The sequence below is a fragment of the Providencia sp. PROV116 genome (genome assembly GCF_028482485.1).
Lineage (GTDB): Bacteria > Pseudomonadota > Gammaproteobacteria > Enterobacterales > Enterobacteriaceae > Providencia > Providencia rettgeri.
Genome location: NZ_JAMPQO010000032.1, coordinates 39,059 through 62,579, shown reverse-complemented (window position 1 = coordinate 62,579; position 23,521 = coordinate 39,059). Strand labels below are relative to the sequence as shown.

Here is a 23,521-nt window from a genome sequence, read left to right as displayed (position 1 = left end):
GAGGTCTTAAACGTAACAATAAGTCTTATGTTTATTTTAGCTATGCCTTTTCAAGACTATATATGACTGGATAACCGGTACAATTTAGTAACTAAAAAATCACGTTAATAGAACTAGTTCTCTGTGGGGACTTCAGTTGTACGGAGGTTGTTTCTAACATAATTTCCTTAAAGCTATAGCTTCACAGAGTTAATCACCACCTCCTTAGGCAGTAGTTTAAGGCTGACAATAAAATAACTAAAAACTCAAACTGAGAGTATTAAGATGAATTTATAGCTATTTTTATTACAAAATATGTTTATATATAAATTTATATTAATTACAAAAAATCAAACCTTTTTTATCAAAAAAAAAGAGTTTAAAGCCAATTAAATATATCATTTATTGAGATAAAAAAATAAACATAAAAACAAACCATCTTTAACACTCTGTTTTATATAATTATTTATTATATGTAACAGTTTTAACAATTATACTTTTTATTGATAGGCACATTTTTCCAAATTTGCACCTACAAAAAATGACCCTTTATAATTGTAACCGAGTTAACTGAAAAAACGACTCGTTATTTTAGCAATATAAAATTAAATGTATAAATTTTGTAAAGAGAAGTGAAATTTTTTATATACTAAAATGACATTTTATTAAAAATTACTAAAGGAAGTATTATAATGATATATATAAAGAGAATTACACTACTGGCTATTTTATCTGCCAGTGCGTGTGGCGCTTTAGCAATTGATGGAACAATTCAATTTAGAGGAGCATTTACAGAAACTCCATGCGTAATAGATATTAACGGCAGCAATACTAATAGTACTACAGCGGTATCAGTTCCACTTGGAACTTGGGCTACAGAAAACTTTGCTAATAACGTTGGTGCCACAACAGACTTAAAACCTATAACTTTCACATTATCAAGCTGCCCGGATATTACACAGGCTAATATTCGCTTTAATGGACAGGCGGATACCACAAACAGTAAGTTATTTGCTATTCAATCAGGGGTTGATGCAGCCTCAAACGTTGGTATTGCACTTTATAAAACTAGTAGTACAACAGATTTTATCGAACCAAATACACAATCTCTAACTGTTCCTTTGACAAGTTCAAGTGGTGATGTCACGGTCTATGCTAGTTATATGACTACAGATGCTACTGTGGGTGGTGGCGCAGCAAATGCTGATGTGACAATCGATATTTCATACGAGTAATCGATAAAGATCTAAGCTTATCCTAATTTAGGATAAGCTTAGATCTACTAAGGAATTATGCTAATGAATATTTTTAATAAATTTAAATTTCATATTATTTGCTCTGCACTATTTTTTTTCTTCGCGGCTTCGTGCAATGCAGGAATTATGATTGCAGGTACACGTCTTGTATATGAAGAAAATAGAAAAGAAGTATCTATTTCAATCTCGAATCCCGATAAGGTACCTTATTTGATTCAGTCATGGCTAGAACCAGATAACACATCATTCACAAGAGGAAATGAAAAATCAGATTTACCTTTTATTATCACTCCTCCTTTATTTCGATTAAATGGAGATGCATCGAATTCATTGCGAATTGTAAAAGTAAAGGAGTTACCTAACGACCGTGAAAGTGTATATTGGCTAAATATTAAATCTATTCCAGCCTCTAATCCCGATGCGCAGAATCAATTATTAATTTCAGTTAATAGTAGAATTAAATTATTTTATCGCCCTTTTGATTTATTACAAAAAGATGCTGCAACAGCTTATCAACATCTTTCTTTTACTTATCAAAATGGAAAGCTACTAGCAAAGAATCCAACCCCATTTTATATCTCACTACAAACTTTAACTGTAAATAAAAATGAGATTGAACAACCGGGTATGATTTCTCCTTTTGCTGAACAAAATTGGGAAGTTACTCAAATAAATAATTCAGTTCCTATATTAGTAACTTGGTCAGCTATCAATGATTTTGGTGGAAAAACGGCAACAAGGACTCAATCTCTCCGCTAGTTTATATACACATACAGATTATTAGATTAATGAGCACTACTTATTCTTTAAGATTGAGTAACTCTTTTATTCCACTATATTATATGAATTTATCATAATGTGCTTAAACAAAACGATTAAATTACTCCTCCCATTGCAGGTTTGCGTTCCATATATCACAGTATTTATTACTATTTTCAGTAGTCAATTCTCACATGGAAAGGACTATTTTAGTCCAGCTTCATTAGATAAAAGAGGATTACAATCTATAGCAGATATTGATAACTTGGATATTTTCTCTAAAAGTGAAGGACAACTATCTGGACACTATACTGTTAATGTTTATCTGAATCATGACACTGTTGGAACTTATACTCTCGATTTTGTAAACGGAGACAATGGTAAGCTGCTCCCTGTATTAACAAAACAACAATGGATTGAGTGGGGTGTAGATAGTCATGCTTCACCAGCATTTTATAAATTATCAGATGAAACGGTGATCAATTCTATTGAAAATATAATTCCTCATGCAACTGTAAACTTTGATTTTTCTCAACAAAAATTATTTCTAAATATTCCACAAATTGCTATGAAAACAACTGCTCGTGGTGCGGTTTCACCAGCACTTTGGATGCAGGGAGTTCCTGCTTTTCTATTAGATTATAATTTTTCAGGATCAAAAACATGGGCTCATAATCAAGATGAGCATGCTGAATTTTTAAGTTTGAGAAGCGGGGTGAATTTAGGAGGATGGCGTACCCGTAATTATAGTGTTTATACACATAATAAAAATCATCATCAATGGGATAATATTTATACATACGTAGAACGTGATATTGCCCTATTAAAAAGTCAATTGACATTAGGTGAAACAATTACAGCAGGAAATATCTTTGATAGTTTTCAATTTACGGGAGGAAAATTAGCATCTGACGATAGCATGTTGCCTTATAGCTTGAGGGGATTCGCACCTGTTGTGCGAGGGATTGCTCGAAGTGAAGCTCAAGTTACAATAAAACAAAATGATGTTGTAATTTATCAAACATATGTATCGGCAGGGCCATTTGAAATTACAGACTTATATCCAAGCTCTGCAAGCGGGAATCTGGATATTATTATTACTGAAATAGATGGTAGTGAGCAAACATTTGCTATTCCTTTTTCTTCTTTACCTATTATGCAGCGTGAAGGGCAATTAAACTATAATGTTAGCATTGGTAAATATAGGAGAAGTAACTCCCGAATCAAAGAGCCACATTTTGCCCAATCAACACTTATCTATGGTTTACCTTGGAACACTACACTTTATGGAGGAATTCTCTATTCTGCTGATTATCAAGCTGTAGCTTTAGGAACAGGGTTCAATATAGGTAGCTATGGTGCGCTTTCTATTGATATGACAGATGCCCATACTCACTTTAAAGAGCCTAGTATATATAATAAATCCTATGGACAATCTTACCGATTTCAATATGCGAAAAGCTTACTGAGTACAGGAACAACAGTAACGTTAGCGGGATATCATTACTCAACTAAAGGATATTATGATTTTGCAGAGGCGAATGATACATATTCTCGTCAAACTCGATTTAATAAACGTTCTAAGCTTCAAGCAACTATCAATCAATCATTCACAGATTATGGTTCAGTTTATCTTAATGGCTACCAACAAGATTATTGGGGTCGTTCAGGTAAAGAAAAGACCGTAAGTGCTGGGTATAACACGAGTTGGGATAATATAAGCTACGGGATAAATTACACATACTCTGATATACCAAATGGAAAATCAGCAGATCAACTTATTGCTATAAATTTTAATATTCCCTTCAACTTATTGTTACCAAACAGCCGTATTAACACAATAATGAGTACAGATAATCATGGGATGACCTCAATGCAAGTTGGCCTTAGTGGAAATGCATTAGATAATACTCTGAATTATCAAATACAACAAGGCTATGGAAATAAAGGGCAGCAAAACAGTGGCAATGCATCCATGTCTTATAAAGGGCCTAATGGTACAGTAAATAGCGGGGTCAGTTATAACTCAAACTATCATAGGATAAATTATGGCCTTCAAGGCGGTTTAGTCGCTCATCCTAAAGGGATCACCCTGTCCCAATCATTAGGTGACACTATTGCTATAGTGAATGCACCTGATGCAGAAGGGGTCTCTATTCAGAATCGGACTGGGATATCAACCAATTCGGCAGGATATGCGGTTGTACCATATTTAATCCCATATCAGCGAAATCGAATCCAACTGGATGTCAGTAGTTTGGGGGATCAAATAGATTTAGTGAATAATAGTACAACAGTCATACCAACTAGAGGCGCTGTAGTTTACGCTGATTTTCAAACCCACATAGGTTGGAGAGCATTAGTTACATTGGTGACAGATGGAAAACCTATACCTTTTGGATCAGTAGCGACTTTAGAAGATAATACAAAATCAGATACATCCGTATATGTATCAGGGATTGTTAATGCGCATGGCGAAGTCTACTTAAGTGGGTTACCAGAACAAGGGCAGCTTGTGGCTCAATGGGGTACAGAGGAAAATCAACAATGTAAGGGTAATTTTATACTGCCACAAGATAAGAAACAGCCAGTTCTTCAGGTAATTGTAGAATGTCATATACCAGAACAAACCTCGAAATAATCACGGAATAACATGATGAAAATACACGATATTAAATTTTCCATATCACTATTTATGATAGGCATGTTTAATACATGCGCATTCGCAGCAGACTTAACCTTAACACCAAGTACAATTACGTATACGAACCCTGTAGATTCTATAACAGATTTATCTTTATTAACAGGAGAATGGGATGCATCAGGGAAACAGCAGTTTTGTGCTTATCCCAATATGACTAAAGGAGTTATTGTGTCCTCCTCTACAGCAACTAATTATACTACATCACTCGGAGGAACAAATTATCGTATATTTTCAACTAATATTCCAAGTGTTGGCTGGATCATGGGGGCAAAGGATACAAACAACCCTAATTGGACTCCATTAACAAATATAGAAACAACTGTATATCCATTTTCTGGTAGTTCTCATCAAGCTCAGACTTTGGGTGCAATGGTACAGTTCGCATTTGTAAAACTACCAGGATCTCTTGAATCGGGTGCCAATACGTTTGTAGGACGAAAGATTGCTGATTTTAGGTGTTATCAAAATGCCAGTTTAGTACAGACAGGATATATTTATGTAAATACTACAGCAATTAATGTATCAGCTTTGAGCTGTCAAGTTGAGTCATCTCCTAGTGTATCTATTCCATTAGGAGAATATATCACGACGGATTTACCTGCTGTAAATCAGACCTTTGGCTCCTACACGACAACGGTTGAGCTGAAATGTGATTCAAACGTGGTTCCATGGATGACAATTACAGATGCATCTAACGCAGGTAATACAACAGACCAATTAAACTTAACAGCAGATTCAACAGCAAAAGGGATTGGTATACAAGTATTCTATAATAACATAGCAAGAGCTTTTGGCCCTGATAGTTCAGCAAAAGGAAATACTAACCAATTTTCAATCGGGAACAAAACAACGACTACGGGCCAAACAATAACAATCCCATTAAATTTTAAATATATTCGCACACAAACAGCTGTAACACCAGGAACTGCAAATGCAGCAGCTACAGTGACGTTTTCATATCAATAACCTTGATAGTGAATATAACCAATTATTACAAAGAGGAAGGTTGAATGCGTATATTTTGTAGTGGTGTAATCGGATTATTATTGGGATATACTATCGTTGCCCAAGCAAGTGATATTAGGTTCGATATTTCAGGAGTTATAAAAAATGGCGCATGTTCAGTGAACTTAGTTAATACGCCATCAGTTTTTTTAGGAACTTTTAGCACAGAGTATTTAGATAATATAGGAAAAACAACACCATTGGTTCCTTTTCAATTAACTGTTGATGACTGTCCACAAAATTACACAAATGTTCAAGTAACATTTACGGGAGAATCACTAACAGAAAATCCACAGTTAATTGCATTACAAGCAGGGGGGGCAAGAAATATTGGAATTGCACTTTATGATAGTGATAAAACGTCGCGAATAGATATAAACTCCGCGTCATCTGGTAAAATCGTTTCAACAGAAAATGCAACAACATTAACTTTTTATGCTGCTTATCAGGCTACTGGCAAAGTCACTGAAGGAGAAGCTAACGCTGACATTAATTTTACTTTATCCTATAATTAAATTAATATCTATTTAAATAGTTTGATGACGGTTATCTTTTCAACTATTTAAATGAACAAAAATACATAATAAAGAGTTACCAGCTTAATAGCTCACTTAATTTCATACTAAAATCTGGCATTCATTGGATCAATTTACTAAATGGAGGTAGCTAAATTTACCTCTATTTAGATAACTGATTTATTAAATAGCATTAGTAAAATATCACCTCTAAAAGAGGTGGCTTTAAATTGGGCCCCCTATAAGGGGGCTATATTCTTTATTAATCCTCCAACAATTCCATTTGTTGGTCGAGTTCTTGATCAACTTTATCCTGATGCCTTACATAACGCCTAATGATGGCTTCATTAACCCCCACCGTATCAGAAAAATATCCCCTAGCCCAAAAATGATTACCCTAAAGTTTCTTACGTATATGTGGAAATCGATTATATAACCTTATCGCACTACGTCCTTTCAGGACTCCCATTAGTGTTGATATTGATAGTTTAGGTGGGATCATTACAACTAAATGAACATGGTCTGGCTGAACATTTAGCTCCAATACTTCACTGTCTTTCATATTGCAGAGAATATAAATTGTTCTATAAAGCTCTTTTCCTACTTTATCTTTCAATATATTATAACGATATTTAGGTGTCCAAACTAGATGATATTTGCAACGCCAATACACATGTGATGAACTTCTGTATAACCCCATGTTATTTCCTCTTTACTAGTGGTGAGTAAGAGGTAGTTTTTTAACATGGGTTTCCTTCAGGCTATAGCCTCACAGGGTCAATCACCACCTCCTTAGGAGGTGGTTTAAGGCTGACAATAAAATATTAGAATAGTCTTTATAACTGATATTATAACTTTGCTATTACAACTTAGATTCGCTCAATCTATCTTATGTTAAATTAATACATTGGACGGCATTATCGTATCAGCTTTTGAATTTAATCGTATAATTAATCGCAATTTCCTATAGAATAATACTTATTAAAAATAACAATATACTTATGACCTTTACTCTTTAGAATATCATTTTGGAATTGTTGATTAGGTAGTAAATAAAGAACTAAAGGCTCTTCATTTTCATCAATATCGCAACTCTTATGAATCAGAACTCGAAAGTAAGTATTACCCGTATTTTTGATACTACCAGTCTGTTTTTCAAACTCATATGTAAATTTTGGATTCAATGGCCTGACTACAAAGTATGTTTCTAAGCTTACAGTTGGATAGAATAATGGTTTTTTATTCTTATTGTCATCGCTTGTGATGTCTAATGATGTTTCACTAATAGTAATTTTATAATACCGTTCAATACTATCTTTCTTTCCTCTATAAAAAATTTTAAAAAACTCCTGCTCTTCTGGTAACAAAATTTTCTTAAGAGGTGTAAATATTATTTCACCATTTTCAATTGGCTGACCATGTTCATTGCTACCAGGCTTATCTATTTTATACGCAGAAAATGTATATAAGTTTGTTTTTTTTGTATCATTTATATATGACTTAGAAAAAAATTCTTCACCTGACTCCATAGAGGATATATCTGAGTTTATATATAATGCATGTGCACTTTCACTAAAAAATAAAGTTAAAGATATTATTATATTGCATAGATTTTTTTTCATAACTAATCATCTAAATTTATATAAAAAAAGTAGGCTACTAAAACATTATGTAGCCCAAGATAAAGATTATTGAATATCTGGCCCTGTCCAAATGGCCTTAACAGTTACGTTGCCCGTAGCAGAGACAGACCCTAACCAATCAATTCCATCTAAAGTGAAAAAAGAATTCGACTCGTTCATTGGAAAGGATAAATCTAAATTTGTTCTATAAAATGAACCTAAATCTTGATTTGGTTTATCCCAAGGCGTTTCAGACCACAAAGCATTTTTTAGAGAGATTTCATTACTATCACAACTAGCTCTAAACTTTGCATCTGTGCCATCACTATTTTTAAATGAAAGATAAGCAGAAAAAGGAACTTTAAATTTATCATCATTTGAGCTAAATAAACAATATGGTTGGCCTTTAAGCGTAGTCATAGGCCCTTCTACTTTAGCTGTTATAGAATCAGCTTGTCGTGGTCCACTCGTTGTAACTATATAATTAAATTCGATAGGAGGCTCATCATTACCGACTTTCCCTGTTTTAGATTGATTAGGATTAAAATCAGCTGGAATAATACTAATACCATAATCTCTGGGTTTTATAATCAATGTATTTGATGGAGTGAACTCATAGTAACCGGATTGAGGTACAGCAGTATTTGTAAAAGAAAAAGTAAAAAACTCCTGACTATTAGTAAAATCAACACCAGAAGTAATTAATTGTTTTAAAAAAGTATTAGATAAAAATATTGATACATTTTTATTATTACTTTTAAAGTAATAATTTGCGGGATATGTTGTATTATAATAATACCAGCTATTACTACCATCATCCGGGCCTATTAATATAGTATTTGCAGCTGGTGCAAAAGGTATTAATGTTCGATTTATGGTTAATGCCAATCTAATATTTGCAAATATATCACCTGTTGTTTCATGATCAATTACTTTACAGATAATACCATTTTGATTTGATATAATGCCTATTCGACAAAATTGTGATCCCAAACCTATATTAGGATTACCATTACTGTCAATAAAAATTTCTTGTAATGCGCCTGTTGATGTTAATTTTATATGTCCTGACTTTGTTATATTAAATTCGTGTGAGGCTATAATATTCCCACCAACACTTTGACAAGACTCGCCCTTGCTTGGGTCATAATCAATATTAGTCATACAAGCTCTGTAACTATAATTTTCAACTGTACCTACCGGTAATTGAAGAAAGTAATGATAGGCTGAATCGCTAAATATACCTCGTGCGTAATAAGATTCTCCATTAATATTACTTTGGACTATTTTATAAGCCCCATTTTTTCCGATGTACTGAGCTGGCCAGTAACCACTGTTATCTGAACAATAGCCTCGCATGCATCGATTTCCTGTAAATGGCTTGTCTATTTGCGAGTTTTCTAACCAAATATCAATATTTCGATTAGCCTGAATTCCTGTATTCACATATCCCATATAGCCGAGACTAAGTTGAGAAGCTCCCGCATATTTAGTAAATTTATTGGAACCTGAGAAACGAGGATCTGTTGTTCTTGGAGTAATGAAATATTCGTTATCCACATTATTTTCAACAAAAACATAGCTATTTGTTACATTTGCCCCGAGAGCGCTAAATGCCATTAAGTAATTAGCAATAACACATGTAGTTAATGTTAATTTAAGAATTATTCTCATTAAAATACCCTATTATCTTTTTGCCAAGCTAGACTGAGGTTCACAAGTAACCTCTCCGACCCACAATGCACCTCTTGCGCCTTGAAGATCTAAATCTGCTTCACAAATAGTTTGCTGATCATCTTGTAATAACGATATAACTGGATATCTAACATCAACATCCATAGAAAACTCACCATTTGCGTCTGTTTTTGTATGCCCTATATGGTTTCTAATTGCAGCAAATTTAATATATTCACCATCAGGCGATTTTAGACGTCCAAAAACTGTTATAAGTTGTCTGACCTCAGGCTGATAGAGAGCAATATTTCCAGGATATAACGTGACAGATTTATTTCGCCCAGAGATAATGTCAAAGCTGTCTTTTGATTTGCCGTCATTCATTAATTGAATATCATAATCAGAATAAGGAGATAACGGAATAAAGGTATTTTTTCCACTAATTGGATAATTTTGTCCATTTACTTTTGCGACCATACTGCCGCTACCTTTTATATCGGAATTAATAATAACGCCCGATTTACCTTGCTGACCACTAGGCGTGATCATGCCGTCGCTATATGCCACAGAGCCGCGAGAGGTTAAGTTGCCATTAAGTCTATCATTATCGGGGCGATTAATCGTCACAGTACCTGAGTTATATTTAGTATCATAAGAAGCATAGCCTAATGTTGAAAAATCAGATTCACCATTATCTTTATCTCTGACTAATTTGGAAACGGAAACCCCTGCATTGGTAATCACCGAATCTTCAAAATTTTTATTCGCATAAATATTCGCTTTAACATTACCATTTGTAGATGAAACACCAGTGCTTAACCAAGTGGAAAGTGGTAAGGAAAAATCAAGGTTAATATATTTTTCGTTTGTGCTGTTTTGATTATCATAATGATAACGCTGAACGCCTGCTCTTAATCCAACAGTACCATAGCGACCAGAGAATAATGTATTTGCGTATTCATAGTTAATAGAATCACTACCAACACGATTATCTTTCGTATTACTTATAGTAAATGATCCTGTTCTATTAATAATTTTGTCAAAATTAATGGTTCCACCATAAGAATAACTGTCTGCATCGTAGAGTGGTAACTCACCACTCACTATAGTCTTTTCTTTAGATGCCCACAAAGATCCATAGCCTTCAGGAATATTAACAGAGATAGTTGTGATATTACGATGACTTCCATGGTTATCCAATAAACCTTGCCAAGCCACTGAAATATAATTATTTAATGATGCATTTACGCTTGTTTCTTGAACAACAAATTTATCGAATCCATAATTTGACATTTGGAAACGAACCCCCGATAGTACAGGAAAGTTATATGCAAAAGAAACGCCAGCTAAAGCACTTTTCCCCGGCGTTTGGCTATATGAATCATCACCTCTAACATAGTGACGTTTATCAAAATCAATATAACCACCATATATTTCCCAATTCAGTTTGTCGTAATTACCTGTTATCGCACCAAAAGATTTATTAATTGTTTGCTGTTGTGTAGTGACAACTTTACCATCTACAACTGTTTCGATAGTGACGTCGTAAATACCATATGGCAATACACTTGTATCAATTTCAAAATTACCCATTGGAAAATTTTGAATATTTAATAATTTACCTTGTCGATAAATACGGACTTCACCAGGGCTATTTAAAAAAGCATAAATCGGCGTGAGTGATTGCTGTTTATTTGTCACCATACTGGCAGAGTTATTCCCTATTGAAGCTGCATAAATTTTACTACTACTAAGAGCAGTTAAACTGGCAATGGACTGTAAATTCCAAGTACTCATTAATCCAAGAGCAAAACGGAGTCCGTTAAAGTCTCTTTCGTACATTGCACGATATAGCTCAATATTCGAATTAGATTTTCCAATACTATATGCTGAGGCATTAACATTAAAATGATGTTCTGCTGCTGCGAATAATGTATCTAAATTGAAATAACTACTAGATGAGTCTTTAGCATCTTTAACTCGACTCTGAAATACACCTAAATCATAGTTAGCTACCGCTGAGAATGAATTAACTGAAGAATTTCCTAGTAAAGACTGTCTCTCATGTTCTTTTGGTGAAAATGCAGTTTTATCAACATCTAATGATAAATTAAATGAAGAAATGTTTAATTGAAGTGTTGCATTATTATCAATAGCGATATTGTTTTCACCATTAAAAATAACATTTTGCAGGCCTTCAAGGTTATCCATTAATAAATTATTAAGCTTTGCGCCTTTATTATTTTCAATGAGATGAATGCTTGCTAATTTAATTTTATCTTGTTCAATAACAATGACTGCATCTGCAATTTTACTATCACTTTGATTCTTTTTAGTATCATCATTTAATCGTAAAAAAACAGGAACAGACATTCCTTCTTCTAGCGCATTAACAAACGCAGGAGGAATAATATATCCACCAATTTTTATGCTTTTAATTCCATTGGCGTAAACTGAATTCGAAAAAACAATACTCAATATTGATAAAGCAATAGCACTCTTACGCATAATTTAAGTCCATTCTTAATTATTTGACAACAATGAACTCTCCTTTGTGCCAAATACCAACGCTTGATTTTTTATTTTTCACATCGACAAATTGTAATTTAACGGCTAAATGTGGCATGAGGTAATAACGCTCGCGACAGATTCCATCCACTCCATATTTTTGTTTTTCTGCTAAACAAGGACCTGAAGCCACTACACGGAATGAGCTATTACCAATATTAGATACTTGTGAATTAATAAATTCATAATTAAATTTTTCAACTCTTGGTGAAACAACAAGAATTGTACTAATTGTTGCCGATGTTGTAGCTGATGCTGATTTTGAACTTTTTGTTACACCACTTTCACCAATAGGATCATCTTTCCAATTTAATCGATAATAACGTTCTTTATCATCCATTGGACCTTGATAAATAATCTTAAATACATCTTTTGCTTTACCAGGAAGAATTAAGTTTGCAGGTGTTGATAAAATTTCATTAGGGTCATTTACAGAAATAACTTTTCCATTTTCTAGTGGAGAATCGATTTTTTCTATTGTTAAATTTACTAACCTTGCTGTATCAACCGTATTTTCAATTTCTTTTGCTAGTGTATCTTCATCAGCTGATATTATTTCGGTAATATTACCTACATTAACAGCAAAACTGTTTTTTAATGGTAGAATTGATAATAAAATTAATGCAAAAATTATTTTTTTCATAATAAAATTTCTATTTATAGAAGGATAAAGATATTATTTCCTTATAATATCTTTATCTTAATATCAGTTATAAAATTTAGGAAAAATTAAGATTCTGGATTAGGTGCTGGAGTAAAGGAACCATCCCAAGTTGCAGTAAATTGAACTTTCACATCACCATCCCATGTACCGTCTGTGAGAGAACTAAAGTCTGTTGCTGCACCTGCAGCTTCTGCATTTGCAATCACAAAAGTGAATTCACCACGATCTGTTGCACGATCAGAACTATTATAAACACCATCAGCAGCTAAATTGTCTAAACCTGAAGTCAATCCAGTAGATGTATCAATTAATACAGTATCAGAATCTTTAGTTAAATCTTCCCCATTCCATTTAACACCTACTGTTAATTTAGAATCATCTGTTGTTCTTGCTAAAGTATTAGCAATAATTTTAGATGCTAATTTAAAATCTGTAGCACCAGACTGGCCTTGAATAGCAATATCAAATGCGCCGTTTTGCTGATTGAAGCTTTTTTGACCTTCGGCATAATTAAAAGTAAGGCTTTTTAATGGAGTAACAACTAACATACTCGTTGTATCTTTAATTGCTGTTGCTTGCCATGTTGCTGTTGCTTGAGCAGTACGAGTTTCAGCATTAGCAACGGTAGCAAAAGAAGCTGCAATAACTGTTGATAATAAAACAGTACCCAATTTTTTATTTAGCATATTATTCTCTCTAATTAAAATGAACATCAAAAATTAATTACATAGTATAAAAAACACTTTTAACCGTGCTTTTTATAAAATATAATCATCCTATGTTATTAATTAACACAGAAACTTTTATTATTAAAAAATAAAATTAAGAAGTTTTTGCTTTATTTCTAATTGATTCACTCTCCATATACTTAAATAGTTCAATCCATTTTTTATCTAATACAATTAAATACTGATCTAACTGATCTAATGTTAGTGAAGTCATCCCTGTTTCATAACGCGATACCTGCTGCTGGCTAACATTTATTAATTTAGCTACATCTTTTCCTGTTAAGTTTTTATCTTTACGAGCCTTTCTTAAAAAGCAACCTACTCTATTACTTAGTATATTATTTTTCATATGGTGCCTACTATAAAAACTTAATTTCTGCATATTTAATTTTCGTTAATAATAAATATATTAAAATAAGAGTAAAAGTGTTATAACCAATCAAAAACAACATAACAATAGATAGAAGCAATCAAAAAGTCATTAAAACGTGATAAATATCAACTAAATACCAATTTTACGCGTAAACGGAGTGTTTTTAGTTTTTATAAGCGTATGATTAGTAATATTAAATTAAATGTTTTTATTTTTTTGTGTTTTATAGATAAAAATTTATTATCTATTATGTTTAAATATATGTAATCATAATAAAACCGAGTAAAATTCAATAAAATATTACATTTTATTACAATTCAATAAATATATTCATACTTTAAAGTTAAGATAATACACATTGAATGCGTGTAAGTGGAAGTTCAAATAAAATTAATACAAATTAAATTTGTAAGAGTTATTTCTATATAAAAAAAACACTAAAAAAATAAGAACAATCTTAACGCGGTATATAAAAAAATAAATTCACCAAGTAAAAACAATAGGGTTAATCGAATAACCATTAATTTAGTTTAATTATTTTTTACTCTTGGTTATTGCAGTCATATTTATAGAGCTAGAAATTAATTTATATATATACTGATTAGCGCTATCTAATTTTCATTAAAAAATCTTAAATCAGTTAAATTCTATGCTTGCTTATATAATGATATAATCTATATCTAATTTTGTATTATCATTCTATTTTTAAGTAAGCAAGGCTGCCTATAAAACTTTAAAATAAATCGTAAAGAGTAATAATAAAATTGCAAAAACGCTCTTAGCTTATTAATTCTTTTCCACTTAGCTCATACTAAAGCCACTGTAGTTTATTTTAGGATTGCATTTTACTTTTAGCCTTTCATTCGTCTCACAGATGGAATCTATTTAAAATCTTTATTAGTTTTTATTATATTAATTTCGGTATATCCTTTTAATTTAATCACATAAATAGTAAATTAATAGATGTTATCACTAAACATTAATTAAAATTAATAATATTTTTAATATAACTTATCTATGAAGTAGGTGCTACAAATCAATTTCTATAAGAAAATATAAAGATTAATACTAGTTAACCAGAAAAATTAAAATCCAAAATTATATTTTGTGAAATACGTAACTATAAAAAACAAAATAAAAACAATCACTAAGAACCATTTTCTCAAAAAGATAATCCTCCACATACTAATCCATAACACAACAAGCACAAAGCACCATACCACCGAACCACAACAGTAACAAAAACTAACAAATCAAACAAACACAGACAAAAAAATTAAAATAAAAACAAAATAGATAAAGGTGCAGAATTTTATTGCAAAAAACGATAAGGTATAGTAAGTATGACAAACAAAATCAAAATGTAAAATATCACTTCTAAATGTAACAAAAAAATGGAGGTAGGTATGAAAAAAGCTAACCTCATATCAATAACTGCAGGAGTTAAATTAAAAAAACTCAGAATAGAAGCAGGATATAAAATATCTGAATTTGCTGCACTAATTCAAAAAAGTGAGCAACAGCTAATACGCTATGAGTCAGGCATAACAAAAATCGACTTAGAAACACTATTTTTGTATCTAAAGGCCTTAAATGCAAATATGTGCGATTTTATGCAGTCTCTATCTTTAGAATTTGAGGAAGAAGATCAAAAACATTTGTGCATATATAAAGAAAAAAATAAATTTAATAGCCAACTTGCAGACATTAATTATTAACATTATATAGGAGCATCTAAATACAAGATGCTTCTATAATAATTACCAAATAACTATAGACTTTATTGACATCCTAAAGTTAGTGCGAACCTAGCTTACTAACAGATGTGTATAACAATACCTATCTTTTATGAACGTATTAAGCTTCCCTAACCCAAGCTCTTATCCGTATCAAATATCTCTTTGTTTCTAATGATATTTATCAGCTGAAAAAGAAATCATAACGCGTTACAAAACCGCAAGATACATGAAAAAAACAGCAACTTGCTTTACAAGGCAACCCAATGAAGATATTCCCTTTATTGAATCTGCTTGGCTAATTCATCTCACATATAAAATTTTTAGCATTCCTACTAGATGCTATTAAGCTCAAATCCTAATATTTTAGTCAGCATAAAAAGCATATTCTTTACTTCTCAGAGAGATTAAACAACTCTAGATAAGGTCTGATACTGTTTATGGCTATAGAAAGATATGCCGAATTTTGCGACACTGAAAGAAATAATTATAATAATCTGATTGTTAAAGTATTTTATCAATGCCTAAAACGAGAAAAGGTGATTTAACTTTAGAAAGGAGATGTATAGACAGTGTTTGACATATAATGATGCTCTAGAACATTCAATACTGTCATGATTAGACAAAATAGCATACTTCAGTAGAGCACAAAAAAATGCATAATGATGGTTAATTGATGTCTATTGATTGGTGGTAACTCATACATATAAAAGTATCTAACTAATATTGGGTTATATTGAATAATTGCTCAGGTAGAAGGCAGCACAAGAGCGCATATGAAACATATATATTCTTATTTAATCGTTTTTCTAATAGCTTTAGTCTCATACATTGGGGGATTGCTAACACCTGTTTCATCTCATAGTAAAATGGAGCCTGAAGCGCGTGCTAAAGAATCTGTTCTTGATTTATTAGCATATCCCGCTGCTGCTAGCTTTAGGAATATGACTTACCATAGTTTTAGAAGTGATAGTCATGGTCGTGAAATAGGTTTTTATTGTGGGGAAGTCTTTGGATTCGAAAATGAGTTACCTTATGGATTCAAACGTTTTTTTGTTAGAACACTAAAACACTCTAACGGTGATATAGATATATCAATCCCTATGGCAGAAAAAATTGATGACATGTTATCACAAGATGAATTTGATAGCCTTTGGGAAACTCGTTGTGTAACAAAGAAATGATAAATAAAATCTATTATATATTGATATAAATAATAGATTCATCTAGTCAGCTCCAAGTACAATATCCAGGACAACTAATTGATATTAAATGATTATCACCAAAAAAATATATCTATTTCATGATGAAATCACCAAAATAAAAATGATTTTTTTCATAAAAAAATACTAATTTATACTTGTATTATTATCATAAGAAGTTTAGAAAGATACACCCTATCAAACAAAGATTGAGATTATTACCAGATTATGCTTCCCGCGTAAAAAAATTTTCTATTACTAATAGCATCTTCTCTGTCCTTCCCGCTTTTGCAGTTTGATGACGATAAATTGCATAATATATCTAATCACATTAACATAAAAAAATTTAGCTTGATTACGTTTTTAAGGAAGAAAACTAGTTGATATAATCAATATTGTCATGATACTTATTACACTTATTAATAGCTAAAAACACAATCCATTAATTATCTTAATAAATCAATACTTTATAGAATTAGACCATATTTCTTCGAAATATTTAGATTGTCATTCTGTCATTGATACAAAGACTTATAGAACTAGGCCAAACTTGATGGGTTAAACTCATTAGCAGACGGTTATAAATAACTTTTTAGGCAATTTATAGTCGTGCAACACATACAGTTTGACGGATGTGATTACTACGTGTACGTTATATATATTAATATTAGGAGAAAATATGGAGCCACTTCAGCTGTTTAAAATTCTAGGTGACAATACAAGATTAGATATCGTGTTGCTTTTGAAAGCATCAGGTGAGCTGTGTGTTTGCGATATTTATACGACCTTAAATTTATCGCAACCAAAGACTTCTCGGCACCTAGCAATGCTAAGAGAATCAGGTATTTTGCTCGATTCAAAGCATGGCAAATGGGTTCATTATCGATTATCTCCGGCATTACTACCTTGGGTGAAGAGTATCATTGATGTCACTTACGCCACAGAGAAAAATAGAGTTGCAGGTTTGCTTAAGAGTCTAGAGACAAAAGAGTCTGCGAGTAGCTGTTCTATATAAAAATTTTTAAGTTAACATATTCGAAAAATCATATATAAGGTTGAGGTATGAAAAAACTAGAAGTATTTGATCCCGCATTATGTTGTAGCACTGGTGTTTGCGGAACCGAAGTCGATCAAGCATTGGTAGACTTCGCAACAGATGTGGATTGGTTAAAAAAACAAGGGGCAAGTATAAGGCGTTTTAATTTAGCGCAAGAGCCTATAGAGTTCGTTAACAACACAAAAGCAAAAATATTTTTGGAAACCGCAGGTGCCGAGTCACTTCCACTATTGATTCTTGATGGTGAGATTGTGCTGACTGGTCGATACCCAAAACGACATGAGCTAGCAAGATGGTTTGGTATTCGACCGAATATTGAAAAAGTCGAAATTGTTAAATCGTGTTGTGGTAATGGTACAACGTGTTGTTAACAGGAGCAATAAAATGAAATTTTTAAATAACACACCTAATTATTTATTTTTTACTGGAAAAGGTGGTGTGGGTAAAACCTCTATTTCCTGTGCGACCGCAATTAAGTTGGCTGAAAAAGGGAAAAAAGTCTTACTGGTGAGCACTGATCCAGCTTCTAATGTTGGGCAAGTATTTTCTCAATCGATAGGCAACAATATTAAGCCAGTAACATTGGTTCCAAATCTATTTGCTATTGAAATAGACCCTCAAGCCGCAGCCGAAGAATATCGAAACAAAATTATTAATCCAATCAAAGAAAGTTTACCTGAAGCGGTAATTCAGAGTATTACGGAACAGCTATCAGGTGCCTGTACCACAGAGATTGCAGCTTTCGATGAATTTACTGGGTTGTTAACCAATACCGAAATTACAGAGCAATTTGACCATATCATTTTTGATACCGCACCAACGGGGCATACCATCCGTTTATTACAACTCCCGAGTGCATGGAGTGATTTTATTAGTGACAATCCTGATGGTGCGTCATGTTTAGGGCCAATGTCTGGTCTTGATAAACAACGTGAGCAGTACAGCATGGCGGTGGAAGCGCTGAGTGATAAATCACTAACAAGGCTAGTCTTGGTTGCACGACCTCAGTCTGCCGCATTGAGGGAAGTCGCAAGAACCTATAGTGAGTTATCATCTCTGGGTATCAAAAATCAGCAATTGATTGTCAATGGTGTTTTGCCTGAAACTGCGGTGACTGAAAATGATAAGTTATCCCATGCGCTGTACTCTCGTGAACAAGCGGCATTAGAGTCTATGCCTGAAGCACTACGCTCGTTACCTGTCGATATTCTTTATTTACAAAAGATCAATATGGTGGGTGTCGATGCACTGAAGCAGTTGTTATCTAATGACATGCCACAAATTCCAACTATTACCCCGACAAAACAACCTATTTCTTTACCTACCTTGTCAGAACTGATTGGCGAAATATCTCAGCAACAGCATGGGCTGATTATGTTAATGGGCAAAGGTGGTGTAGGGAAAACAACGATTGCGGCATCAATCGCAGTTAAATTGGCAGAAAAAGGGCTTGATGTACATCTGACCACATCTGATCCAGCAGCACATATTGAATCAACCCTCGATGGTGTTTTACCCAACCTTCAAGTTAGCCGAATTGACCCTATCGCTGAAACTGAGCGTTATCGTAATTATGTCTTAGAAACCAGAGGGAAAGATTTAGATGCCGAGGGGCGTGCATTACTTGAGGAAGATTTACGCTCTCCATGCACAGAAGAAATTGCGGTATTTCAGGCTTTTTCTCGCATCATTAGAGACGCGGGTAAACGTTTTGTCGTCATGGATACTGCACCGACTGGGCATACATTATTACTTCTGGATGCAACAGGGGCATACCATAAAGAAATTGCTAAAAAAATGGGTGAAAAAGGCCACTATTTAACGCCGATGATGCAATTACAAGATCCTGAACGCACCAAAGTTATTATTACGACTCTCGCTGAAACAACGCCTGTGCTTGAGGCGGAAAATTTGCAAAATGATTTAATACGGGCAGACATACATCCGTGGGCGTGGGTGATCAATAACAGTTTATCTATCACGGAAACAACATCACCATTGTTACTTTTAAGAGCAGAACAGGAAGTCGCTCAGATTGAAAAGGTGACATCAACATTGGCAAAACGTGTTGCTATCGTTCCTTTGCTTGAAACAGAGCCTGTGGGGATATCTGCATTAAGTCAGCTCGCAGAATAAGTTTTATTTTCTAAAAATAAAAGGTGCGGAAAAGCACCTTTTAAATGAGGTTGTTATGTTTATTGCCGCTTTAATTTTTATTTTAACGATCACCTTTGTTATTTGGCAGCCTAAAGGACTGGGTATTGGCTGGAGTGCAACGGCAGGGGCAGTTTTAGCCCTTATTTTTGGTGTCATTAGCTTTCAAGATATTCCAATCGTTTGGAATATTGTGTGGAATGCCACGGCGACATTTGTTGCCGTCATTATCATTAGCCTACTTTTAGATGAAAGTGGCTTTTTTGAATGGGCTGCATTACATGTTGCCAAGTGGGGCAGGGGTAATGGAAAGCTATTATTCAGTTATATCGTGTTACTTGGTGCAACTGTTGCCGCCTTATTTGCCAACGATGGTGCGGCATTGATATTAACGCCCATTGTGATTGCGATGTTATTGGCACTTGGTTTCAACAAAGGCACGACATTAGCATTTGTCATGGCTGCTGGGTTCATTGCAGATACGGCAAGTTTGCCGCTGATCGTTTCGAACCTCGTGAATATCGTTTCTGCGGACTTCTTTAATATTGGATTTACGGAATATGCCTCGATTATGGTGCCTGTGGATATTGCAGCAATTGTTGCAACACTCGTGATGCTGCATTGGTTTTTCCGTAAAGATATTCCTAAACAATATGATGTTACCAAACTGAGTGAACCAACTTTAGCCATTAGGGACATAACAACGTTTAAAGCAGGTTGGCTGGTATTGGTACTGCTACTTATTGGTTTCTTTGTCTTAGAACCATTAGGTATTCCAGTGAGTGCAATTGCGGCTATTGGCGCCTTAATTCTTTGGGTGATTGCAGCCAGAGGCCATACGATTAATACCAAAAAAGTGTTACGTGGAGCACCGTGGCAAATCGTCATTTTTTCTTTAGGTATGTACTTGGTTGTTTATGGTTTAAGAAATGCAGGGTTAACCGATTATCTTTCTGAAACGCTCAATTACCTTGCCGATAAAGGGTTATGGGCAGCTACTCTAGGCACTGGATTTATTACCGCATTTTTATCATCCATAATGAATAACATGCCAACGGTATTAATTGGTGCGCTATCTATTGAAGGGAGTGATGCGACAGAGTTAATCCAACAGGCGATGGTTTATGCCAATGTGATTGGTGCCGATTTAGGGCCAAAAATTACACCAATTGGCAGCTTGGCAACATTGTTATGGTTGCATGTTTTATCACAAAAGAACATGACCATTACATGGGGATATTATTTTAAAACGGGGATCATCATGACACTCCCTGTGCTCATTGTCACTCTCGTTGCTTTAGTGCTTCGACTTTCACTGTTAAATTAAGGCTAACCGAATGAATGAAATTACCATTTATCACAATCCAAATTGTGGCACTTCACGCAATACGCTTGCTATGATCCGCAATAGTGGTGTTGAGCCAACGATTATTTATTACCTGGAAACACCGCCGTCTAAGGATATGTTAGTACAACTTATTGCCGATATGAAAATCACGGTAAGGGCGTTACTACGAAAAAATGTTGAACCGTATGAACAATTAGCGTTAGAAAATGATATTTATACTGATGACCAACTGATTGATTTTATGTTGCAGTACCCAATACTGATTAATAGACCCATTGTTGTTACGCCAATAGGAACTAAACTTTGCCGACCTTCAGAAGTCGTATTAGAGATATTATCTCATCCGCAACAGCGTGAGTTTATCAAAGAAGATGGCGAGCTAATTATAGACAAACAAGGTGTCAGAGTTAAGTAACGCTCTGACAATACTTATCATGGTGAGCGTATTGATGTATAGTACCAATACGCTCATGCTAATCGGGTACTTAATTACGTACTGTTAGTCATGATTTTTTAAAACTTACTATCAATAGGAACAAATAATTACATTATGCGTCTTACGCCACCCTGAGATCCCCTCCTCCTTTTAGGTTGATACTAAATCAGCCAATTTCGTCATCCCTTCTTAGGGATAATTTCGCTTATTTAAAAATATACTCGCCCATCATGGGATAGATAGATTACAAGGTAGTCCACTATGCTGTTGTCCTCCTCTCGTCAGGACTGGCTAGGTAACATCCGTGGGGATGTGCTTGCCGGTATTGTTGTTGCTTTAGCGTTAATTCCTGAAGCAATCGCTTTTTCAATTATTGCCGGCGTCGACCCTAAAGTGGGGTTATACGCAGCATTTTCTATTTCAGTGATTATTGCTGTTATCGGGGGACGCCCCGGTATGATTTCCTCCGCAACGGGAGCAATGGCACTTTTAATGGTCGTTCTTGTGAAAGAACATGGCCTTCAGTATCTATTAGCCGCGACGGTTTTAACCGGGATATTTCAAGTTATCGCAGGATATTTAAAGCTCGGTAATTTAATGCGGTTTGTTTCACGCTCTGTCGTAACAGGGTTTGTTAATGCGTTAGCTATCTTGATTTTTTTAGCCCAACTTCCTGAGTTAACCCATGTGAGTTGGCATGTTTATGCGATGACCGCGGCAGGCTTAGGGATTATCTATCTGTTTCCATTCATCAATAAGACCATTCCTTCACCATTAGTGTGTATCGTTGTATTAACGGTCATTTCAATAGGCCTTGGCCTTGATATCCGCACCGTCGGGAATATGGGGGCTTTACCCGATAGCTTACCTATTTTCCTTTTACCCGATGTGCCAATAAACGTAGAAACACTCATTATCATACTACCTTATTCGCTCGCTCTTGCGGTTGTTGGGTTACTTGAGTCGATGATGACCGCAACGATTGTGGATGATTTGACCGATACAACCAGTGATAAAAATAGAGAATGTAAAGGGCAAGGTATTGCCAATATTGCCACCGCTTTTATTGGCGGGATGGCAGGATGTGCCATGATAGGTCAATCCATCATCAATATTAAATCGGGTGGTCGAGGTCGATTATCGACACTGGTTGCAGGCGTTGTTTTATTGCTAATGGTAGTTTTTCTTAATGATTGGGTATCAAAAATTCCAATGGCGGCCTTAGTTGCTGTGATGATTATGGTATCAATTGGGACCTTTTCTTGGCAATCCCTTGCTGATATACGAGTTCATCCGCTATCAACCAGCGTTGTTATGATAGCCACAGTAATTGTTGTCGTTTGGACCCATAATCTGGCTTATGGGGTACTTGTCGGAGTGCTCATTGCAGCGCTTAATTTTGCCAATAAAGTGGCGAGATACATGACAGTTACATCAACGCTAGATAAAAAAGTGCGCCATTATGGAGTTCGGGGGCAAATTTTCTTTGCCACATCAGAACGCTTTGTTAATGCCTTTGATTTTAAAGAAGACATTGATAAAGCGATTATCGATGTGAATCAAGCTCATTTTTGGGATATCACCTCAGTCAGTGCGTTAGATAAAGTGGTGATTAAGTTTAGACGTGAAGGGATTGATGTTGAAATTAAGGGGATGAATGAAGCCACTGCAACATTGGTTGATAAATTTGGTATTCATGACGATCCGAAAAAAATTGAAAAATTCATGGGAGGTCATTAAT

19 protein-coding genes and 1 pseudogene are annotated in these 23,521 nt (G+C 34.2%); 13 read left to right on the top strand and 7 right to left on the bottom strand.

Annotation, left to right across the window (positions count from 1 at the left end; genetic code table 11):
• Window positions 1-671 precede the first annotated feature (671 nt).
• The 5 genes from PSE72_RS18690 to PSE72_RS18670 all read left to right on the top strand — a co-directional run bounded on the left by PSE72_RS18690 (window position 672) and on the right by PSE72_RS18670 (window position 6,218).
• Window positions 672-1,214 carry a fimbrial protein gene (locus tag PSE72_RS18690; protein WP_272691074.1) on the top strand — a complete coding sequence of 181 codons (543 nt, stop codon included), beginning with the start codon at window positions 672-674 and terminating at the stop codon, window positions 1,212-1,214.
• Between the two features lie 63 nt (window positions 1,215-1,277).
• Window positions 1,278-1,994 carry a fimbrial biogenesis chaperone gene (locus PSE72_RS18685; protein ID WP_272691073.1) on the top strand — a complete coding sequence of 239 codons (717 nt, stop codon included), beginning with the start codon at window positions 1,278-1,280 and terminating at the stop codon, window positions 1,992-1,994.
• 97 nt (window positions 1,995-2,091) lie between these two features.
• Window positions 2,092-4,635, top strand: a complete 2,544-nt coding sequence (locus PSE72_RS18680) for a fimbria/pilus outer membrane usher protein (protein WP_272691072.1) — start codon at window positions 2,092-2,094, stop codon at window positions 4,633-4,635.
• Between the two features lie 12 nt (window positions 4,636-4,647).
• Window positions 4,648-5,664, top strand: coding sequence for a fimbrial protein (locus PSE72_RS18675; RefSeq protein ID WP_272691071.1), 1,017 nt, complete (start codon window positions 4,648-4,650; stop codon window positions 5,662-5,664).
• A 44-nt stretch (window positions 5,665-5,708) separates the two neighbouring features.
• Entirely contained in the window at window positions 5,709-6,218 is a 510-nt protein-coding gene (locus PSE72_RS18670; RefSeq protein WP_272691070.1) for a fimbrial protein, read from the top strand.
• A gap of 262 nt (window positions 6,219-6,480) precedes the next feature.
• Here PSE72_RS18670 and tnpA read toward each other — a convergent pair.
• The 7 genes and pseudogenes from tnpA to PSE72_RS18635 all read right to left on the bottom strand — a co-directional run bounded on the left by tnpA (window position 6,481) and on the right by PSE72_RS18635 (window position 13,823).
• Window positions 6,481-6,918 (bottom strand): annotated as a pseudogene (gene tnpA / locus PSE72_RS18665) (IS200/IS605 family transposase).
• A 250-nt stretch (window positions 6,919-7,168) separates the two neighbouring features.
• Window positions 7,169-7,840, bottom strand: coding sequence for a fimbrial protein (locus tag PSE72_RS18660; RefSeq protein WP_110592917.1), 672 nt, complete (start codon window positions 7,838-7,840; stop codon window positions 7,169-7,171).
• A 66-nt stretch (window positions 7,841-7,906) separates the two neighbouring features.
• Entirely contained in the window at window positions 7,907-9,460 is a 1,554-nt protein-coding gene (locus PSE72_RS18655; RefSeq protein ID WP_442958896.1) for a fimbrial protein, read from the bottom strand.
• Between the two features lie 66 nt (window positions 9,461-9,526).
• Window positions 9,527-12,022 carry a TcfC E-set like domain-containing protein gene (locus PSE72_RS18650; protein WP_198635236.1) on the bottom strand — a complete coding sequence of 832 codons (2,496 nt, stop codon included), beginning with the start codon at window positions 12,020-12,022 and terminating at the stop codon, window positions 9,527-9,529.
• Window positions 12,023-12,041: 19 nt separating this feature from the next.
• Window positions 12,042-12,725 (bottom strand): hypothetical protein, encoded by a 684-nt coding sequence (locus PSE72_RS18645; protein WP_110593008.1) that lies wholly within the window; start codon window positions 12,723-12,725, stop codon window positions 12,042-12,044.
• 86 nt (window positions 12,726-12,811) lie between these two features.
• Window positions 12,812-13,432, bottom strand: coding sequence for a common pilus major fimbrillin subunit EcpA (gene ecpA / locus PSE72_RS18640; RefSeq protein WP_110593007.1), 621 nt, complete (start codon window positions 13,430-13,432; stop codon window positions 12,812-12,814).
• A 136-nt stretch (window positions 13,433-13,568) separates the two neighbouring features.
• Window positions 13,569-13,823, bottom strand: a complete 255-nt coding sequence (locus PSE72_RS18635) for a helix-turn-helix domain-containing protein (RefSeq protein ID WP_110593006.1) — start codon at window positions 13,821-13,823, stop codon at window positions 13,569-13,571.
• Between the two features lie 1,430 nt (window positions 13,824-15,253).
• Here PSE72_RS18635 and PSE72_RS18630 point away from each other — a divergent pair.
• From PSE72_RS18630 to PSE72_RS18595, 8 genes are all read left to right on the top strand, one after another.
• Window positions 15,254-15,565, top strand: a complete 312-nt coding sequence (locus PSE72_RS18630) for a helix-turn-helix domain-containing protein (RefSeq protein ID WP_272691068.1) — start codon at window positions 15,254-15,256, stop codon at window positions 15,563-15,565.
• Between the two features lie 794 nt (window positions 15,566-16,359).
• The gene (locus tag PSE72_RS18625) at window positions 16,360-16,767 is read left to right on the top strand and encodes a hypothetical protein (RefSeq protein ID WP_110593004.1); all 408 of its coding nucleotides are present in this window, start codon (window positions 16,360-16,362) and stop codon (window positions 16,765-16,767) included.
• 697 nt (window positions 16,768-17,464) lie between these two features.
• Window positions 17,465-17,800 carry a metalloregulator ArsR/SmtB family transcription factor gene (locus PSE72_RS18620; protein ID WP_110593003.1) on the top strand — a complete coding sequence of 112 codons (336 nt, stop codon included), beginning with the start codon at window positions 17,465-17,467 and terminating at the stop codon, window positions 17,798-17,800.
• A gap of 47 nt (window positions 17,801-17,847) precedes the next feature.
• On the top strand, window positions 17,848-18,213 hold the full coding sequence (gene arsD, locus PSE72_RS18615) for an arsenite efflux transporter metallochaperone ArsD (RefSeq protein WP_110593002.1): 366 nt from the start codon (window positions 17,848-17,850) through the stop codon (window positions 18,211-18,213).
• 13 nt (window positions 18,214-18,226) lie between these two features.
• On the top strand, window positions 18,227-19,978 hold the full coding sequence (gene arsA, locus PSE72_RS18610; RefSeq protein WP_272691067.1) for an arsenical pump-driving ATPase: 1,752 nt from the start codon (window positions 18,227-18,229) through the stop codon (window positions 19,976-19,978).
• A 55-nt stretch (window positions 19,979-20,033) separates the two neighbouring features.
• Window positions 20,034-21,323 carry an arsenic transporter gene (locus PSE72_RS18605; protein WP_272691066.1) on the top strand — a complete coding sequence of 430 codons (1,290 nt, stop codon included), beginning with the start codon at window positions 20,034-20,036 and terminating at the stop codon, window positions 21,321-21,323.
• Between the two features lie 10 nt (window positions 21,324-21,333).
• A complete protein-coding gene (gene arsC, locus PSE72_RS18600; protein ID WP_110593000.1) occupies window positions 21,334-21,759 on the top strand; it encodes a glutaredoxin-dependent arsenate reductase in 426 nt (141 codons plus the stop codon).
• Window positions 21,760-22,041: 282 nt separating this feature from the next.
• Window positions 22,042-23,520: a SulP family inorganic anion transporter gene (locus PSE72_RS18595; protein WP_272691065.1), complete on the top strand. Its 1,479-nt coding sequence runs from the start codon at window positions 22,042-22,044 to the stop codon at window positions 23,518-23,520.
• Window position 23,521: the final 1 nt, after the last annotated feature.

What these genes read in the sequence shown, in the direction of transcription:
- PSE72_RS18660 (WP_110592917.1), bottom strand. Translation starts at nt 7,840, where the DNA reads ATGAAAAAAAATCTATGCAATATAATAATATCTTTAACTTTATTTTTT.
- PSE72_RS18650 (WP_198635236.1), bottom strand. Translation starts at nt 12,022, where the DNA reads ATGCGTAAGAGTGCTATTGCTTTATCAATATTGAGTATTGTTTTTTCG.
- PSE72_RS18680 (WP_272691072.1), top strand. Translation starts at nt 2,092, where the DNA reads ATGTGCTTAAACAAAACGATTAAATTACTCCTCCCATTGCAGGTTTGC.
- arsC (WP_110593000.1), top strand. Translation starts at nt 21,334, where the DNA reads ATGAATGAAATTACCATTTATCACAATCCAAATTGTGGCACTTCACGC.
- PSE72_RS18625 (WP_110593004.1), top strand. Translation starts at nt 16,360, where the DNA reads ATGAAACATATATATTCTTATTTAATCGTTTTTCTAATAGCTTTAGTC.
- ecpA (WP_110593007.1), bottom strand. Translation starts at nt 13,432, where the DNA reads ATGCTAAATAAAAAATTGGGTACTGTTTTATTATCAACAGTTATTGCA.
- PSE72_RS18645 (WP_110593008.1), bottom strand. Translation starts at nt 12,725, where the DNA reads ATGAAAAAAATAATTTTTGCATTAATTTTATTATCAATTCTACCATTA.
- PSE72_RS18605 (WP_272691066.1), top strand. Translation starts at nt 20,034, where the DNA reads ATGTTTATTGCCGCTTTAATTTTTATTTTAACGATCACCTTTGTTATT.
- PSE72_RS18655 (WP_442958896.1), bottom strand. Translation starts at nt 9,460, where the DNA reads ATGGCATTTAGCGCTCTCGGGGCAAATGTAACAAATAGCTATGTTTTT.
- PSE72_RS18630 (WP_272691068.1), top strand. Translation starts at nt 15,254, where the DNA reads ATGAAAAAAGCTAACCTCATATCAATAACTGCAGGAGTTAAATTAAAA.
- PSE72_RS18620 (WP_110593003.1), top strand. Translation starts at nt 17,465, where the DNA reads ATGGAGCCACTTCAGCTGTTTAAAATTCTAGGTGACAATACAAGATTA.
- PSE72_RS18595 (WP_272691065.1), top strand. Translation starts at nt 22,042, where the DNA reads ATGCTGTTGTCCTCCTCTCGTCAGGACTGGCTAGGTAACATCCGTGGG.
- arsD (WP_110593002.1), top strand. Translation starts at nt 17,848, where the DNA reads ATGAAAAAACTAGAAGTATTTGATCCCGCATTATGTTGTAGCACTGGT.
- PSE72_RS18675 (WP_272691071.1), top strand. Translation starts at nt 4,648, where the DNA reads ATGATGAAAATACACGATATTAAATTTTCCATATCACTATTTATGATA.
- PSE72_RS18690 (WP_272691074.1), top strand. Translation starts at nt 672, where the DNA reads ATGATATATATAAAGAGAATTACACTACTGGCTATTTTATCTGCCAGT.
- arsA (WP_272691067.1), top strand. Translation starts at nt 18,227, where the DNA reads ATGAAATTTTTAAATAACACACCTAATTATTTATTTTTTACTGGAAAA.
- PSE72_RS18635 (WP_110593006.1), bottom strand. Translation starts at nt 13,823, where the DNA reads ATGAAAAATAATATACTAAGTAATAGAGTAGGTTGCTTTTTAAGAAAG.
- PSE72_RS18685 (WP_272691073.1), top strand. Translation starts at nt 1,278, where the DNA reads ATGAATATTTTTAATAAATTTAAATTTCATATTATTTGCTCTGCACTA.
- PSE72_RS18670 (WP_272691070.1), top strand. Translation starts at nt 5,709, where the DNA reads ATGCGTATATTTTGTAGTGGTGTAATCGGATTATTATTGGGATATACT.